Below are 16,289 nucleotides of genomic sequence, written 5' to 3' on the forward strand. Positions count from 1 at the left end.
ACTTTTGGATCGCGTTTTTTGTTTTTCGCTTTTTTCATTGTCTGCTTTTCCATAGTCTCAGCTGGTTCAGCCTCATTTCAAAAAGCAGTATGATGGATCCTGTTTAATACAGCAAAAAATGAATAAGCTCTTCCCTATCATAAACAAAATACAAAAGGGGTTATAACTCAACAAACAGCACAGCTGTCGGAAAATAAATAGCATGTCTCCTTCAAATATATGCAAACAAAAAAGCAAAAAGCCCTTTTTCACACAATAACTTGTTGAAAAAAGGCTTTTTCTGCTCTCTTCGTTTTAACATCCTAGAAAATGAGGTGCGATTAGGTTGAAATCGGAAAGCATTCCTATTTCCCTTTTACTCGAATCATTTCCCACATCTAAATTCGTTACATTTTTTCAGGAGCGGATACGCCAATTAAGGTAAGGGCATTTTTCAGCGTGATTTGCGTTGCTTTCATAAGAGCAAGCCGCGCCTTAGATTTCATTTCATTGCTTGCATCAAGCACCTTTTCTGCATTGTAGAAGCTGTGTAGCACAGATGCCAGCTCAAAAATGTAATTCGTAATCCGATGCGGAATTCTTTTCTCTGCGGCTTCAGCGACAACGCCAGGGAATTCACCAAGCTTTTTTAACAGCTCTATTTCTTTCTCAGATTGAATTTCATTCAAAAGATCGCTTTCGTTTGCATTGTAAGACAGGCCTTGCTCGTTTCCTTGGCGGAGAATGCTGCATACACGCGCATGAGCGTATTGTGCGTAATAGACAGGATTTTCATTTGATTCCGATACAGCCAAATCCAAGTCAAAATCCATATGCGAGTCGCCGCTTCTCATAGCAAAAAAGTAACGAACGGCATCCAAGCCGACTTCTTCGATCAATTCTCTCATCGTGACAGCCTTGCCAGTACGTTTTGACATTTTCACTTTTTCGCCGTTTTTAAAGAGGCTGACCATTTGCATAATTTCCACTTCAAGAATATTTTGATCATAACCCAGCGCCTGAATGGCTGCTTTCATTCTCGGTATATAGCCATGATGATCCGCGCCCCAAATGTTTATCAGCTTATCAAAGCCGCGATCCAATTTATCTTTATGATAAGCAATATCTGGTGTTAAATACGTATAAGACCCATCCTTCTTAATCAACACTCTATCTTTATCATCGCCAAATGCAGTAGAGCGGAACCATGTTGCCCCGTCTTGTTCATAAATGTGGCCGTTTTTCCGAAGCATGTCGAGCGCCTCATCAATTTTGCCACTTTTGTATAGGGATGTCTCAGAATACCAAACATCGAAGGAAACGCGAAATTCTTCGAGGTCTTTTCTAATTTTCTCAAGCTCATATTTCAGACCGAGGTCACGGAAAAATTGCAGCCGTTCTTCTTCGCTTTTTTCAAGCAGACTGTCGCCATATTCATCAGCAATTTTTTTTCCGATTTCCATAATATCTTGTCCATAGTACCCGTCTTCAGGCATTTCCGCTTCTTTTCCAAGCGCTTCTAAATATCTTGCCTCTACGGACAGAGCTAAATTGTGAATCTGATTTCCAGCGTCATTAATATAATATTCCCGGGTTACATCATACCCCGCTTTTTCTAAAATGTTGCAAAGAGAGTCGCCGAATGCTGCTCCGCGCGCATGCCCTAAGTGAAGATCTCCCGTCGGGTTTGCAGAAACGAACTCCACTTGGATTTTTTTACCTTCCCCAACATTTGATTCGCCGTATTTGTCACCCGCTTGAATAATGGCTGGAATCAACTTAGTTAAATATTCATTATTCATGAAAAAATTAATAAAGCCCGGACCAGCAATATCAATTTTTTCAATGGATGCTTTCGCTCGATCAAAATGTTGAACAATTTCCTCTGCAATCGCCCGAGGCGCTTTTTTAGCTATGCGAGCAAGCTGCATGGCCATGTTTGTTGAGTAATCGCCGTGTGCTTTTTCTTTCGGCACCTCTAAAATAACTTCCGGAATTTGCTCCTCTTCTGCGATGTTTGCTTTCAATACAGCATTTTTTATTTCTTGTTTCAGCTGCTCCTTTACTTCATCTACAATGTTCATTCAATGCTCCTCCTTCTTAAATTGAATGCTTAAACTGTGTAAACGAGGGGTATCTCCATTTATTTCGAGCAAATATTCTATGCTAAGTGTACCATGTTTTTCTTCATCTGTATGCCAGATAAGCGATTTTGTCTCTGCTGCGAGCTTCAGCGTCCCGTACGGTGTTTCATAATTGGCATACGTTTTTTGTCCCTGCTTGAAGCGCTGTCTTAAGCGAATGCCTCCGGAACGTATGAGAGTCGTTTCCTTTTCGCTGATTTTGATTAACGTCTTAACGGTTTCATCATCTTGAATCTCATCATAAACCAAATAAAAAGTGTGCTGCTTTTTGAAAAATTCCCCGGTTGTATAAAATTCAATCCGCTCTTCTTCTGTTTGATTTTGAAAAATCTTGTTTTGAACATAAATTTGAACAGGTACGCGCATGTCTTTATATCATCCTTTTTAGGGATTTATTCTATATTTTAGTGGAAATCATTTGCTGTTAAAAGCTTTATATTGGCCTGCCTGCCGCTTGACGCTCGATCCAAGCTGTTCAGCTTTTGAATAATAAAAAGCCATAGCAGAAGCACTATGGCAGAAAAATGACTTTACTTTCTTTTTGCCACCCAGCCTAATAACATTTCGCGAATCAATTTGCTCGCTGTATTCGCTGTTTGTTCTGAATGGTCATATACAGGTGCGACTTCAACTAAATCAGCGCCGACAACTTTCACATCAGAACGGGCAATTTCATGAATAGAAGCAAGCAGCTCTTTTGATGTAATGCCACCAGCATCGACTGTTCCGGTTCCCGGCGCGTGAGCAGGATCCAGCACATCGATGTCAATCGTAACATATACAGGTCTTTGTGAAAGTTTCGGAAGAATCTTTTTGAGCGGCTCGAGCACTTCAAATTTGGCAATGTAAAGTCCAGCCTCTTTCGCCCATTCAAACTCCTCCTTCATCCCAGATCGGATGCCGAATGAAAAAATATTTTCCGGGCCAATCAAATCGCTTGCTTTCCGGATCGGAGTGGCATGAGACAGAGGCTCGCCTTCATAATGCTCGCGCAAATCTGTATGCGCATCGATATGAATGACCGCTAAATTTGGATATTTTTTATGCATCGCTTTAATGACAGGCCATGTTACAAGGTGCTCTCCTCCAATTCCGAGAGGAAATTTATCCGCTTTTAAAATTTTGTCCACAAAATCTTCAATCAACTCAATGCTCCGCTTTGCATTTCCAAACGGAAGAGGAATATCGCCTGCATCAAAATATTTTACGTCCCCAAGCTCACGATCTAAATAAGGACTGTATTCTTCCAATCCGATGGAAACCTCCCGAATGCGGGCCGGACCGAAACGGGAGCCTGGCCGGTAGCTGACTGTCCAATCCATCGGCATTCCATAAATGACTGCTTCACTTTCCTCAAAGCTTGGATGGCTTCTAATAAAAACATTTCCTGAATAAGCTTCATCAAATCGCATGGACATCACCCTCCTGTCTGAAAAAGCAAGAGGCTGATCCCTCTTGCTTAAACTGTATTATGCTATTCGCTTTTTGTTCAGTTTTCCTAAAGGCTATTTAATTATTTCGGAAACAAACTTCGGTAAAGCGAATGCAGCTTTATGAATTTCTTTCGTGTAATATTTAGAATCCAAGTCAAAGAAACGATCGTCACTTACCTCAATTGGATCATATTTCTTCGATCCGATCGTGAACGTCCACAGCCCGCTAGGATATGTCGGGATGTTTGCAGTATATAGCCTTGTAATCGGGAAAATCTCTTTCACATCATGATAGACATTTTTTATCAAATCTGCCTTAAACCAAGGATTATCCGTTTGCGCGACAAAAACGCCGTCCTCCTTCAAAGCTTTGGATATTCCTGCATAAAACCCTTTTGTAAAGAGGTTGACCGCAGGACCGACAGGCTCGGTTGAATCAACCATAATGCAGTCATATTGATTTTCGCTTTGTGCAATGTGCATAAAGCCGTCGCCAACTTTCACTTCAACGCGTGGATCATCTAGTTTTCCGGCAATTTCCGGCAAGTATTTTTTTGAATACTCGATCACTTTGCCGTCAATTTCTGCAAGTGTTACTTTTTTTACACTTGGATGCTTCAGCACTTCACGGATAACGCCTCCGTCTCCTCCTCCGACAACTAGCACATATTCTGGCTTCGGATGAGTAAACAACGGTACATGGGCCATCATTTCATGGTAGACAAATTCGTCTTTTTGCGATGTCATTACCATTCCATCCAAGAAAAGCATGTTGCCGAATTCTTCTGTCTCCACTACCTCCAATTTTTGGAATTCGGTCTGTTCTGTATGTAAAGTGCGTTTAATTTTCATCGTAATCCCGAAATGTTCTGTCTGTTTTTCTGTATACCAAAGTCCTCCCAAGATTTAATCTTCCTTTCATATGTTTTTCCAATATCTTTCCCTAATTTGAACAGACAACACGTAAACCTCAAAAAAAGTATAGTGGAATCTATCAAAATTGCAAAGAATAAATTTCATTTTTCATAGGTGGAAGTTTAAAAACTTGCGAATCACCTCATACTGAATAACAAAACGAACGGGCTTAAGAGGTGATGGAAATGGAAGCGATGACGCCAAAAGGCATTCGTCTTACCATCAAAACAATCCGGGCATTATTTTTTATTCATTTTTTTGTTTTTGCTGCGGCAGCTATTTGTATTGCGGTTGTTTTGATTGCGGCTAAAGTACAAGGCGCTCCTTCCATTGTTGTGCCGCAATCAACTGTATTGTACGCAAGCAACGGAACGAAAATCGGTGAGGAGCATCACGGCGGCCGCCGTTTTTGGGTGGAACTTGATGAAATTTCACCCTATTTAATCAATGCGACAATCGCTATTGAGGACAAAAATTTTTATGATCATCACGGTTTTGATTTTAAACGAATAGCAGGTGCTGCCGTTGCCGATCTCAAAGCGATGGCAAAGGTGCAGGGAGCCAGCACAATCACCCAGCAATACGCAAGAAATTTATATCTTGGATTTGAAAAAACGTGGGCTCGGAAAATGACAGAAGCTTTTTATACCATTCGGCTCGAGATGAACTACTCGAAAGAAAAAATTTTAGAAGGCTATTTAAATACAATATATTATGGACACGGAGCCTACGGGGCCGAGGCGGCCTCCCGTTATTACTTCGGCAAAAAGGCAAAGGACTTGACGCTCGCCGAAGCCGCTCTACTTGCCGGCATTCCGAAAGGACCGTACTCCTATTCACCGATGGTGAACTATGATTTATCAAAAAAAAGACAAGAGATGATTTTGCAGACAATGGTCAAACAAGGGTTAATTACAAAAAAAGAAAGTGAACTGGCTGCAAAGGAAAAATTAACGTTCAAAACGAACGAAAACACCAAAACAGAAGAGTTTGCCCCCTATTTTCAAGATGAGGTTATGAAAGAAGTAAAAGAAATATTGCAGGACCACCAATTAATTGAAACAGCCGGTCTGAAAATTTTTACTACTCTTGATCCAAATCTGCAAAAAATTGCTGAATCGACCGTAGAAAAAGTCATGAGGAAAGACTCGGATATCCAAGTTGCCTTCTCGGCAATCGATCCGAAAACAGGCGAGGTAAAAGCTCTAATCGGCGGACGGAATTATAAAGAGAGCCCTTTTAACCGCATGACTCAGGCAAAACGTCAGCCTGGTTCAACGATTAAGCCGTTTCTATATTATGCAGCCTTGGAAAATGGATTTACGCCGTCCACAACGCTGAAAAGCGAGCCGACAACGTTCCATTTTCAAAATGGAACAAACACATATTCCCCGGGCAACTACAATGGCTACTACGCAAATGATGAAATTACATTAATAGAAGCCCTTGCTTTGTCCGACAATATTTATGCTGTTAAAACCCATATGTTTATCGGTATGGATCAATTAATAAAAATGGGAAAGCTTTTTGGAATCGGAGAAAATTTTAAAATGGTTCCGTCGCTAGCTTTAGGAACTTCTCCCGTAAGGCCGCTCGATCTCATGAACGCTTACGGCATTTTAGCGAACGGCGGTCAAAAAATAAAACCGATATTTGTCCGTAAAATCATTGATAAAAATGGAAAAGTCTTATATGAGGCAAATGTTGAAAAGGAGCAAATTCTAAATGAACAAACAGCCTTTATCACCGCACATTTAATGACCGGCATGTTTGATCGAAAGCTAAACAGTTATACAACTGTTACAGGGGAAAACATTATCGATCAACTATCAAGGCCTTTTGCTGGGAAATCCGGGACGACAAAGACTGACAGCTGGATGATCGGATTTGCCCCGCAGCTCGTAGCAGGTGTATGGACAGGTTATGACAAAGGAAAGACGATTGACATGGTCGAGGAACGAGGCTATTCGAAAAAAATTTGGGCCGGCTTTATGGAAGAAGCGTTGAAACATGAACCTGTAAAACAATTTAAGCCGCCTGAAGGAGTTGTCGGCGTTTATGTCAATCCGGAAAACGGGCTTTTAGCGACGAAAGAATGTCCCGTCTCCCGCCTTGCGTATTATGTGAAAGGCACGGAACCAACAAAATATTGCATGGAGCACCTCGACAATATGGAAGAGCCGAAAAACAGCGGGCGGAAAAAAAAGGATGAACCATTATGGAGAAGGCTTATGCCGTGGTTTTAGACATATAGGCAAAATAAGGGTTTGCGCATAGTCTTGACGCAAGCCCTTATTTATTTTTCAAAGAAGATGCAGCTCCTATGATATACTATAAAAAAGGACGATATATATTCAGATGTCATAACAAGAGGCCAGTCCTTGTAGAAATCGACCGATTACATGTATGCTACAGCTCTTATATTTTTCGAAAGCTTCAGCGAAAAATCTGAGGAAAAATAAACGAATAGCCGATTTCTACTATCCTTTTCATGCTTAAAAACACACGACTGAAAGGATTATCACAGCAATGAACGAATTATTAAAACAGCCGGAATGGAGAATCATCGATCATTCAAGCTTAGGACTCTTTTTTGATGCCAAGCAATCATTCGCTTACGATGATACGTTGTGCACGACAGTCGGGAGCGGCATGTCCCCCGCGACAGTCCGCACTTGGGTGCATCATGATACGATTGTTCTCGGCATTCAAGATACAAGAGCCCCGTTTTTAAAAGATGGAGTAGATTTTTTAAAAAAACAAGGATATAAAGTCATCGTTCGAAATTCCGGCGGGTTGGCTGTTGTTTTGGATGAAGGGATTTTAAACGTATCGATCATTTTACCGGAAAAGGAAAAAGGAATTGACATTAACCGTGGTTATGATGCAATGAAGGATTTAATCTGTTTCATCTTGAAACCGTATGGCGCAGAAGTCGAAGCAGGAGAAATTGTCGGTTCATATTGTCCCGGGAGCTACGACCTCAGCATTCACGGCAAAAAATTTGCCGGCATTTCTCAGCGCCGTCTTAAGAGAGGCGTAGCGGTTCAAATTTATTTATGCATCACAGGAAGCGGAGCAGCGCGCGCAAACGTGATTAAACAGTTTTATGACAAGGCGGCAAAAGGAGAAGCCGAACATTTCAAGTACCCAAACGTAAATCCGAGCACGATGGCGTCTTTACATGAATTATTAAAGGTGAAGTTAACCGTCCAGGATGTGGTGCACGACCTTTTTGCAGCCTTACAACATTTGAGCGGCCGCATTTATTCCTCCAATTTAACCGACTTTGAACTGGAATTGTATGAAGCAAACTTCATAAGAATGATAGAGCGGAATGAAAAATTTTTGCCTAATATGTAAATCGGGAAGGGAGAAAGTTATGTTTAAAAAAGTAGCTTCTGATGTTTTAGGATTAAGTGATATCGGCACGGTGATCAAGCCGGAGGATTATGATAAAGTGGACGCGGATGATTATGTCATGCATGAGGATGGGGAAAAAATCTACTTCCTCATTAAGTCGAAAACCGACGAGTATTGTTTCACAAACAAAGCGTTAATCCACGTTGACGGCACAAGCGCTGTCAGCAAAAAACGCACTTTAAAGCGGTATGACTACTATGCCCACCGCGTTTCAAACGTTGTGCTTGAAACGGCAGGGACTATTGATTTAGATGTAGAAATCAAATTCCAAATTGGAAACACGCCTTTTTCCATTGATGTTCATAAAAAACATTTAGAAGAGCTAAAAGATTTGTATAAAGCGTTGATTAAAATAGAAGAAATTTCAAACGATCATGACAATTATATGGAGTATGCAAAACAAAGCCTGCAAATGGCCGCCTCTGTATTCACCAACAACCGCATAAATGAAACCAATATTTCCGAGCAATTTAAAGAAATTAACGATATTGCGTTCAATTGGCTGATGAATGCGAAAAAGCAATACAATTTAAAAGATTACGGGTTTGTGTTTGACCTTTTTATCCAGCAATAAACACTAAATAAGTGCTAAAAAATAAATCAAGCAGAGAAAAACAAACCGTTTCTCTACTTGATTTCGTATGTTTGTTTGAAGTAGCTGGCGAATGCCTGCTACTTTCGGACGTTGCGGCTAATGCCGCAATCCCTTTTTATTTTTTGTATGGCTATTATTCAAAATATTGAATAAGATCAGGCTGCCGCTCTTTGTCCTTTAAAAGACGCAGGCGGAGCGTCTTCCGCTATTCCGCCATTTTTTCCAGATTGCCGTTTCGATCCATTTTAAACGTTGTTGTCGGACGTTCTTCTTCCTCAAAGAGAACTAGCTTTCGAGCGCGGTTCATAATCTTCATAAGTGTTTCATAGTCTTCTTGAACTGTTTTCGATTCTTCCTCAAGCTTGGCAACCTTCTTCTCCAACTCTTCGTTTTTCTTAATCAGTTCTTCATTTTCTTTTTTCAAACGCTCGTTTTCTTGCTGCAAAGCCTCGATATGTTCGCTGTTCCCTTGGTAAGTTCTTAAAAATTCAATTACACTATCCATTGTCAGCTCCACTTTTGAATTGGCTGCGAGCTCTGGATGATTATAATTCTTTGAATTTTGCACCGCATTTACTTCAGTAAAATCACCAGGCGACGCTTCAGGCGGCGTATAAAGCAATCGCTTCTTTGCAGTCTGGCCTTTCCCAAGCGCTCTCATTTTCTGCTTTCTCTGTTTTTTTGCAAGCTGCAAAGCTTTTTCATACTTATGGCGCACAACGGCGTTCCAGCGGAAGCCACAGGCGGCCGACGTGCGGTTCAGCTTATCACCAACTTCTTCAAAAGCGTTTAATTGCGTGCTTCCTTCACGGACATGCCGCAAAACGGTTTCTGCTAATAGCAGATCGTTTTCTTCTGTCCAAGCATCCTGTCTTGTTTTCATTCACTCTCAACTCCCTTATTCTTGAATAATACTATTTGTTCTAGCATCATTTTTCCCAAAAGATTAAAAATATATACAAGGATAGTAGATTTTTACAGAAAAGCGCTGTACTTGATTTCAAAAAAAAGACAAGGTATACTACCCGATAGTGCTTATTCATGAAGAAAGGATTGTTCAAAAGGATGGCAAATGAGTTCCGTGTATGCGACGATTGTAAAGCGCCAAATTTAAAATCGCTTATTCCGAAATTAAAGAATTTGGATCCCGATGCTAAAATTGAAATCGGCTGCCAATCGTACTGCGGGCCCGGAAGAAAGAAAACGTTTGTATTTGTGAACAACCGTCCGGTCGCTGCGTTAACGGAAGAAGAGTTAATAGAAAAAGTGAAAGCAAAGCTTAAAAAATAAGAAACCGCCTTTTAAGGAATGATTGCTTCCTGAGGCGGTTTTTTATTTAAGGTTGTTGAACGACATTCCTTTGTGTCTGTTTAGAGCTGCACTTTGAAAAACGAGGTGTTCACCTGAATTTAAACAAGTTATAATATAATCATGTCAAAACGGAAGAGGGAAGAAAATGACCTATGCAAGTGAAAAGCTGCCAGAAGAAAAAGTTTTTAAAGACCCGGTTCACCGTTACATCCACGTTCGCGATAAAATCATTTGGGATTTGATCGGGACAAAAGAGTTTCAACGGCTGCGCCGCATCCGCCAGCTCGGGACAACTTTTTTAACTTTTCACGGTGCGGAGCATAGCCGATTCAACCACTCATTAGGCGTTTATGAGATCGTCCGCCGAATTGTTGATGACGTATTTCGCGGGAGACCGGAATGGAACGAAGATGAGAGGCTGCTAAGTTTATGCGCTGCCCTTTTGCACGATGTCGGACACGGTCCCTTTTCTCATTCGTTTGAAAAGGTCTTCCATCTGGATCACGAAGATTTTACCCAAGCCATTATTTTAGGAAATACAGAAATAAACCGCGTTCTCTCAAAGGCAGGGGCGGAATTCCCGAAAAAAGTGGCAGAGGTCATTGCGAAAACATACAAAAATAAGCAGGTTATCAGCTTAATTTCCAGCCAAATTGACGCCGACCGAATGGATTATTTGCAACGAGATGCTTTTTACACAGGCGTTCAGTACGGCCATTTTGACATGGAACGCATTTTGCGCGTGATGAGGCCGAGAGAGGATCAAGTCGTCATTAAATACAGCGGCATGCATGCTGTCGAAGATTATATTATGAGCCGATATCAAATGTACTGGCAAGTATATTTTCATCCAGTAACGAGAAGCGCTGAAGTCATTTTGTCCAAAATTCTCCATCGAGCAAAAGCTCTGTATGAAAATAATTATTCATTCCAAGCAGATCCAGTCCATTTTTATTCGATTTTCAAAGGAGATGTCACAGTCGAAGATTATTTAAAATTAGACGAATCCATCATCCTTTATTATTTCCAAGAATGGCAAAAGGAAAAGGATCCGATTTTAAGCGATCTGTGCAACAGATTTATAAACAGGCGCCTGTTTAAATATGTGGAGTTTCAACCGTCCAATGAACAATTGATGAAGCTGATTGAACTAACAAATTTGTTCAAAAAAGCAGGCATTGATCCGGAATATTATCTTGTTGTCGACTCGTCTTCAGATCTTCCGTACGATTTTTACCGACCGGGCGAGGAAGAAGAACGGCTGCCGATCCATTTGCTCATGCCAAACGGGGAAATACGGGAGCTTTCAAGAGAGTCGGAAATTGTGGACGCCATTACCGGAAAGCGGAGAACGGATCATAAATTATATTTTCCTCTTGATTTTTTAAAAGATTTCTCGGAGAAACGAAACTTGAAAAAACAAATTTTAGAAATTTTGCAGCTAACTGACAAAGATGGATTTATTCTGTAGGTGAGGAGATGAAGGGTGTGTTAACCGAACACGCAAAATTAATGAAAGTGCTGTCCGCTTCGAAAGAGATCATCGGACGAAAAAAACTGCAAAAAATTATATTTATAGCAAAAAAACTTAATTATCCCTTTTATGAAAAATACGAATTCCATTTTTACGGGCCGTATTCAGAAGAGCTGACGCTTCGCATTGAAGAGCTTTGCAACATGGGCTTTATCAATGAAGTAAAAGAAAAAAAAGGCGGCTATTATCAATACAAATATTCCCTTACAAAGTCGGGGCAGGAATTTTTAAGCCATTACGATTTGGACATGCCCGAACTGCAGAATTGCATAAATGAATTAAACGCCCAATCAGCACGTTTTTTAGAACTTGTATCAACCATTTTATATTTTGATCATTTGGACAAGGAAGAAGTGAAGGAAAAAGTATTCACGCTCAAAAAAAAGCAGCGTTATACGGATGAGGAAGTGGAGGAAGCTTATCAATTTATTCAACGATTGCAAGATCACAAATTCAGTGCAAAAATCAGCTGAATTTTCCCCTAAAAAAATGAAGAAAATCCTTTTTATGTATTTCAACCTTTTTATAGTATACTGTAAGCAAAGGAAATTGTTAGAATAGGAGGGCGCATTTTTGCCGTTTTTATATTACGATTTGGAAGTTATACCGTTTGTCATTATTGCTTTGATCGTCGGCTTCACTATCCATGAATTTTCACATGCATTTGTTGCCTATAAGTTCGGAGATCCGACAGCGAAAAATCAAGGGAGGCTGACCCTTAATCCGATCTCCCATTTAGATCCGATCGGTACTCTTTTAATATTTTTGGCAGGGTTTGGTTGGGCAAAACCCGTTCCGGTGAATCGTTTCTATTTTAAAAATCCCCGCTTATCCGGGGTATTAGTATCTGTAGCTGGTCCATTGAGCAATTTATTCATTGCCTTTCTCGCTTTTTTGCTGCTGAACTTTTTCTTTTCGTTTGGATTATTTGCTGGCTTATCTTATGATGGAGCCAGAATGGTTGAACAATTTTTTAATATTCTTATATCATTAAATATTATGTTGTTTATCTTTAATTTATTGCCGTTTCCGCCGCTTGACGGTTATCGCATCATTGAAGATTTAGCCCCGCCGGACATCCGCGCCAAGCTTACTCAATATGAAAATTACGGAGTGCTTATTTTTTTAATTATTGTTATCACCCCTTTGGATCAATATATTATTCATCCGATATTTAATTGGGGAAGCCGAGCCGTTATCACTCTTTTTCATTTCGTTTTACAACCGTTCTTTTAAAGGAGGGATGTTTACATGACAGAAAAAAAGAAAAAGGTCGAGTTCCAAATTATTAAAAACGATCCAACTGACGGCCATCGCGGCTTTGGAGCAGGCACCCTTAGCCTGGAAAATGTTTCCCCTGTCTTCATTGACATCGAGGAAAAAACGGCATTTGTAGATATCGGCGCAATGCATGCAAGAAGCCAGGTAGAACGCGGCATTAAATTTACTCATGTGAAAGAAGACGTTCCGAACGGAAAACCGTATTGGCTTGTATGGGTAACAATTGACAGAAAAGAAGATGGGCCATATTATGCCGGGGTTGCTGCCTGTTATATGACTGTTGATCGCGAGGCAAGACGAGGTTATAAATCATTGCCTGAACACGTAAACCGCATGGATAAATCGCTAAAACGGAACATCATTGTCGACCACATGGATGAAAGCTCGAAAAAAGTTCTTTCCGATTTTCTTCGAAACCATGATGAAGGCATGTGGGAGCGCTCAAGCGATGAATTAAAGCAAAGCCTTTCTGTTTAGAAGCGGAAGGTGTTGTTGATTCAGTAAAAAATGTGAAAAGCAGGGAATTTTTGATGGAAAATTCCCTGCTTTTTGTTTATGCAAGCGCCTGAAGGGCTGTGATTATCGCTAATTTATATACATCTTCAGCGTTGCAGCCGCGAGATAGATCGTTCACTGGAGAATTCAATCCTTGGAGAATCGGTCCGATCGCTTCAAAGTTTCCAAGTCTCTGTGCAATTTTATAGCCGATGTTTCCAGCTTCAAGGCTCGGGAATATAAATACATTGGCATCGCCTTTAATTACAGATCCCGGCGCTTTCTTTTCCGCAACAGACGGGACGAAAGCTGCATCAAATTGAAACTCTCCGTCCAATATTAAGTCCGGAGCCATTTCTTTTGCCAATTCAACTGCTTTTGCCACTTTTTCTGTTTCTGGGGATGTTGCTGAACCTTTTGTCGAGAAGCTGAGCATAGCAACGCGAGGGTCGATATCAAACATTTTTGCCGTTTTCGCGCTTTCAATAGCGATCTCTGCTAACTCCTGACTGGTTGGAGCGATGTTGATCGCGCAATCAGCAAATATATATTTTTCCTCACCACGAACCATGACGAATACGCCTGATGTTTTTTTCACGTTTTGTTTCGTTTTAATGATTTGAAGAGCCGGCCGCACTGTATCTGCGGTTGAATGTGCCGCACCGCTCACAAGCCCGTCCGCTTCCCCTTTATAAACAAGTATCGTGCCAAAATAATTTTCATCCAAAAGAAGCTTCCGTGCTTCTTCTTCTGTCACCTTTCCATTACGGCGTTCAACAAAGCTTTGAACAAGCTCTTCTATTCCACTGTAATTGGCAGGATTATATATTTTTGCACCTGCAACAGAAATATTTAAACTCTTTGCTTTTTCTTCAATTTCTGTTTCATCCCCAATTAAAATGGGCTGTAACAAATTTTCCTCTGTTAATCGGGAAACTGCTGTTAAAATTCGCTCATCCAATCCTTCAGGAAAAACAATTTTAATATTTTTTCCCGATATTTTATTTTTCAATGCTGCAAAAATGTCTGCCAAAACAAAGTCAGCCTCCTTAATCTTAAAACATTCTTTTAACATGAATTGTTCCATTCACTTTTAGCATACCCCACCTGCTCTTAAATTTAAAATGAAAAATTTCATCATAGCGCTTTCAACAGCACTTTTTTCTGTCACATAATTGTCATACTGTTTTACCCGGATATTCTCCCCTAAACTGTGGTATAGTAAACTTGTACATAGCCAATATGAGAGGTGACGAAAATGAGTGAAGAAGTTCGTTCAAATGAAGCCGTTGAAACGCTCGATGGTTGGTATTGTTTGCACGATTTCCGCTCGATCGATTGGAGCGCTTGGAAAACTTTATCTAGCGATGAACGCCAGGAAGCTATTCATGAATTTCTGAATTTGTTAGAAAAATGGAGTGCAGTGGAAAAAGACCAACAAGGCAGCCACGCTTTATATACGATCGTTGGACAAAAAGCAGATTTGATGATCATGATTCTCCGGCCAACGATGGAAGAATTGAATGAAATTGAAACGGAATTTAATAAAACAAAACTGGCTGAATATACAAGCCCTGCCTATTCATATGTTTCCGTTGTGGAATTGAGCAGCTACGTAGGCGGCGGAAATGATGAAGATCCGTATCAAAATCCATATATCCGATCTAGACTATATCCTATTTTGCCGAAATCAAAATATGTTTGCTTCTATCCGATGGATAAACGCCGTCAAGGCAATGACAATTGGTATATGCTGCCGATGGAAGAGCGCCGGAGCCTCATGAGAAGCCACGGACTTATCGGCCGCAAGTACGGAGATAAAGTAAAACAAATTATTACCGGTTCTGTCGGATTTGATGACTGGGAATGGGGCGTCACGCTCTTCTCTGATGATGTTTTGCAGTTTAAAAAGCTCGTATATGAAATGCGTTTTGATGAAGTAAGCGCCAGATACGGCGAATTTGGCTCTTTCTTTGTCGGCAACATTTTGCATCCTGAAAAAATTGCAGCATTTTTACATGTATAAACCAGTACTGCTTTCAGTACTGGTTTTTTCTGCTGAAGACCTACCAATAGTAAGCAAGCAATCTAGCTGCATGCTTAATGTGCAAGAAAAAATGTCATACTATACAGGAAGTGTAATAAATCACGATTTATCTCTTTCTTCACATGCAAAAAATAAAAGTACGGGAGATTTGAAGAAAAATTTCAATGGAAAGAATGGGCGAGACAGCTTGTCATGCGCAGGCGCAGCCGAATTTGAAAGGCAAGCTTCATACCCGGAGCTGCGCCTAGAGATACTCTATGAAATTGAGTTTTTCTCTTGCGGCAAATGAATTTTCTAGTCCTATTTAATGGTTCTCATGAATTGATTGCAATATCGATGCTAACTCATTTGGCTTTGAATAAAATGGCGAATGGTCTGTATCCAATGTGTATACATGCTCACATGGATTAGCTGAATACATTGCCCGTTGACACTGGATGGTAATGGCGTTGTCGCGCAGACATTCAATATAGTATTTTGGAACACTGCCGAATCTTTCCTCTGTAAGACTTAATTTCGTTGAAAGGACATTTAGTGCTTGAGGACTTAGAAGTGATTTCGCTTTTTCTACATCAGCGTCGTCACAGCACCCATAAAAAACATGCTTTAAGCTGTCCTCTCTCAAGGTAGCATAACCTTCTTTTTCAAATAAAATCATATTAGGTGCGACTTGAGCTTCTATATCAGTAGGAATTATATCTGTCATAGCTTCTCCATCCCTCAAGAGGAAAGCGGTTACAAAAATGAGCGCCTTAACTTTTTCTGATCTGTATTCTGCACTCTGCGAGATAACGATACCTCCCATACTATGGCCGACAAGGTAAACTGGTTCTTCAGCATCATCCAAAATGGAACATACTTTGTCAGTGTAGCTCTTTAGCGAAACTTGTGAAATTGGTGTTTGATCTGAACCGTGTCCGGGTAAATCAATTGCATAAACGGTGTGTCCGGCTTTTTCAAGCAATGGGGTGACTTTTCCCAACACCATGCACCATGCCAAGCGCCATGGATGAATACATATATGCCACTTCTCAAAATATGGGGCTGTCCAGTCAAAATCCACTGAAAATAAAACATCATAAGCATTGATATATCAGTGTTTCTAAAACATTAAAGGGGCGTCTATAAGCCG

The 16,289-nt window shown here is 40.5% G+C and carries 17 protein-coding genes; 10 read left to right on the plus strand and 7 right to left on the minus strand.

Annotated elements, in window-relative coordinates:
* Positions 1-386 precede the first annotated feature (386 nt).
* The 4 genes from argS to speE form a co-directional block, all read right to left on the minus strand.
* The gene (gene argS / locus FB379_RS06835) at positions 387-2,063 is read right to left on the minus strand and encodes an arginine--tRNA ligase (protein ID WP_144597590.1); all 1,677 of its coding nucleotides are present in this window, start codon (positions 2,061-2,063) and stop codon (positions 387-389) included.
* Positions 2,064-2,489 (minus strand): YwiB family protein, encoded by a 426-nt coding sequence (locus FB379_RS06840; protein ID WP_063389048.1) that lies wholly within the window; start codon positions 2,487-2,489, stop codon positions 2,064-2,066.
* A gap of 164 nt (positions 2,490-2,653) precedes the next feature.
* A complete protein-coding gene (gene speB, locus FB379_RS06845; RefSeq protein WP_144597592.1) occupies positions 2,654-3,535 on the minus strand; it encodes an agmatinase in 882 nt (293 codons plus the stop codon).
* Positions 3,536-3,628: 93 nt separating this feature from the next.
* The gene (gene speE / locus FB379_RS06850; RefSeq protein ID WP_082829608.1) at positions 3,629-4,459 is read right to left on the minus strand and encodes a polyamine aminopropyltransferase; all 831 of its coding nucleotides are present in this window, start codon (positions 4,457-4,459) and stop codon (positions 3,629-3,631) included.
* A gap of 197 nt (positions 4,460-4,656) precedes the next feature.
* On the opposite strand from speE, the gene FB379_RS06855 reads away from it, so the two are divergent.
* From FB379_RS06855 to FB379_RS06865, 3 genes are all read left to right on the plus strand, one after another.
* Positions 4,657-6,717 (plus strand): transglycosylase domain-containing protein, encoded by a 2,061-nt coding sequence (locus tag FB379_RS06855; protein ID WP_144597594.1) that lies wholly within the window; start codon positions 4,657-4,659, stop codon positions 6,715-6,717.
* A 283-nt stretch (positions 6,718-7,000) separates the two neighbouring features.
* Positions 7,001-7,834 (plus strand): octanoyl-[GcvH]:protein N-octanoyltransferase, encoded by an 834-nt coding sequence (lipL, locus tag FB379_RS06860; RefSeq protein ID WP_094244729.1) that lies wholly within the window; start codon positions 7,001-7,003, stop codon positions 7,832-7,834.
* Between the two features lie 19 nt (positions 7,835-7,853).
* The gene (locus FB379_RS06865) at positions 7,854-8,468 is read left to right on the plus strand and encodes a PH domain-containing protein (protein WP_144597596.1); all 615 of its coding nucleotides are present in this window, start codon (positions 7,854-7,856) and stop codon (positions 8,466-8,468) included.
* Between the two features lie 226 nt (positions 8,469-8,694).
* Here the strand turns inward: FB379_RS06865 and FB379_RS06870 are convergent, their stop codons facing one another.
* Positions 8,695-9,372, minus strand: a complete 678-nt coding sequence (locus FB379_RS06870; RefSeq protein WP_066251351.1) for an RsfA family transcriptional regulator — start codon at positions 9,370-9,372, stop codon at positions 8,695-8,697.
* Positions 9,373-9,554: 182 nt separating this feature from the next.
* On the opposite strand from FB379_RS06870, the gene FB379_RS06875 reads away from it, so the two are divergent.
* The 5 genes from FB379_RS06875 (at position 9,555) to FB379_RS06895 (ending at position 13,092) form a co-directional block, all read left to right on the plus strand.
* On the plus strand, positions 9,555-9,779 hold the full coding sequence (locus FB379_RS06875) for a YuzB family protein (protein WP_063389054.1): 225 nt from the start codon (positions 9,555-9,557) through the stop codon (positions 9,777-9,779).
* Positions 9,780-9,945: 166 nt separating this feature from the next.
* The gene (locus tag FB379_RS06880; RefSeq protein ID WP_094244733.1) at positions 9,946-11,271 is read left to right on the plus strand and encodes an HD domain-containing protein; all 1,326 of its coding nucleotides are present in this window, start codon (positions 9,946-9,948) and stop codon (positions 11,269-11,271) included.
* A 17-nt stretch (positions 11,272-11,288) separates the two neighbouring features.
* Entirely contained in the window at positions 11,289-11,807 is a 519-nt protein-coding gene (locus FB379_RS06885; protein WP_063389056.1) for a YwgA family protein, read from the plus strand.
* A gap of 100 nt (positions 11,808-11,907) precedes the next feature.
* Positions 11,908-12,570, plus strand: a complete 663-nt coding sequence (locus FB379_RS06890) for a site-2 protease family protein (protein ID WP_144597598.1) — start codon at positions 11,908-11,910, stop codon at positions 12,568-12,570.
* A gap of 15 nt (positions 12,571-12,585) precedes the next feature.
* Complete coding sequence (locus FB379_RS06895) at positions 12,586-13,092, plus strand: YwhD family protein (RefSeq protein WP_063389058.1); 507 nt, start codon at positions 12,586-12,588, stop codon at positions 13,090-13,092.
* A 76-nt stretch (positions 13,093-13,168) separates the two neighbouring features.
* Here FB379_RS06895 and pta read toward each other — a convergent pair whose 3' ends face one another.
* A complete protein-coding gene (gene pta, locus FB379_RS06900; protein WP_144597600.1) occupies positions 13,169-14,143 on the minus strand; it encodes a phosphate acetyltransferase in 975 nt (324 codons plus the stop codon).
* Positions 14,144-14,368: 225 nt separating this feature from the next.
* On the opposite strand from pta, the gene hemQ reads away from it, so the two are divergent.
* Together hemQ and FB379_RS06910 are read left to right on the plus strand one after the other, a co-directional pair.
* The gene (hemQ, locus tag FB379_RS06905; protein ID WP_063389059.1) at positions 14,369-15,136 is read left to right on the plus strand and encodes a hydrogen peroxide-dependent heme synthase; all 768 of its coding nucleotides are present in this window, start codon (positions 14,369-14,371) and stop codon (positions 15,134-15,136) included.
* Complete coding sequence (locus tag FB379_RS06910; RefSeq protein WP_066251356.1) at positions 15,129-15,446, plus strand: hypothetical protein; 318 nt, start codon at positions 15,129-15,131, stop codon at positions 15,444-15,446. Before hemQ ends, FB379_RS06910 begins: the two co-directional genes overlap by 8 nt.
* Positions 15,447-15,461: 15 nt before the next feature.
* Here FB379_RS06910 and FB379_RS06915 read toward each other — a convergent pair whose 3' ends face one another.
* Positions 15,462-16,145, minus strand: coding sequence for an alpha/beta fold hydrolase (locus FB379_RS06915; RefSeq protein ID WP_277874798.1), 684 nt, complete (start codon positions 16,143-16,145; stop codon positions 15,462-15,464).
* Positions 16,146-16,289: the final 144 nt, after the last annotated feature.

The sequence above is a fragment of the Aeribacillus composti genome (assembly GCF_007827555.1).
Classification (GTDB): domain Bacteria; phylum Bacillota; class Bacilli; order Bacillales; family Aeribacillaceae; genus Aeribacillus; species Aeribacillus composti.

What these genes read in the sequence shown, in the direction of transcription:
- argS (WP_144597590.1), bottom strand. Translation starts at nt 2,063, where the DNA reads ATGAACATTGTAGATGAAGTAAAGGAGCAGCTGAAACAAGAAATAAAA.
- FB379_RS06840 (WP_063389048.1), bottom strand. Translation starts at nt 2,489, where the DNA reads ATGCGCGTACCTGTTCAAATTTATGTTCAAAACAAGATTTTTCAAAAT.
- speB (WP_144597592.1), bottom strand. Translation starts at nt 3,535, where the DNA reads ATGCGATTTGATGAAGCTTATTCAGGAAATGTTTTTATTAGAAGCCAT.
- FB379_RS06855 (WP_144597594.1), top strand. Translation starts at nt 4,657, where the DNA reads ATGGAAGCGATGACGCCAAAAGGCATTCGTCTTACCATCAAAACAATC.
- lipL (WP_094244729.1), top strand. Translation starts at nt 7,001, where the DNA reads ATGAACGAATTATTAAAACAGCCGGAATGGAGAATCATCGATCATTCA.
- FB379_RS06865 (WP_144597596.1), top strand. Translation starts at nt 7,854, where the DNA reads ATGTTTAAAAAAGTAGCTTCTGATGTTTTAGGATTAAGTGATATCGGC.
- FB379_RS06870 (WP_066251351.1), bottom strand. Translation starts at nt 9,372, where the DNA reads ATGAAAACAAGACAGGATGCTTGGACAGAAGAAAACGATCTGCTATTA.
- FB379_RS06875 (WP_063389054.1), top strand. Translation starts at nt 9,555, where the DNA reads ATGGCAAATGAGTTCCGTGTATGCGACGATTGTAAAGCGCCAAATTTA.
- FB379_RS06880 (WP_094244733.1), top strand. Translation starts at nt 9,946, where the DNA reads ATGACCTATGCAAGTGAAAAGCTGCCAGAAGAAAAAGTTTTTAAAGAC.
- FB379_RS06895 (WP_063389058.1), top strand. Translation starts at nt 12,586, where the DNA reads ATGACAGAAAAAAAGAAAAAGGTCGAGTTCCAAATTATTAAAAACGAT.
- hemQ (WP_063389059.1), top strand. Translation starts at nt 14,369, where the DNA reads ATGAGTGAAGAAGTTCGTTCAAATGAAGCCGTTGAAACGCTCGATGGT.
- FB379_RS06910 (WP_066251356.1), top strand. Translation starts at nt 15,129, where the DNA reads ATGTATAAACCAGTACTGCTTTCAGTACTGGTTTTTTCTGCTGAAGAC.
- FB379_RS06915 (WP_277874798.1), bottom strand. Translation starts at nt 16,145, where the DNA reads ATGGTGTTGGGAAAAGTCACCCCATTGCTTGAAAAAGCCGGACACACC.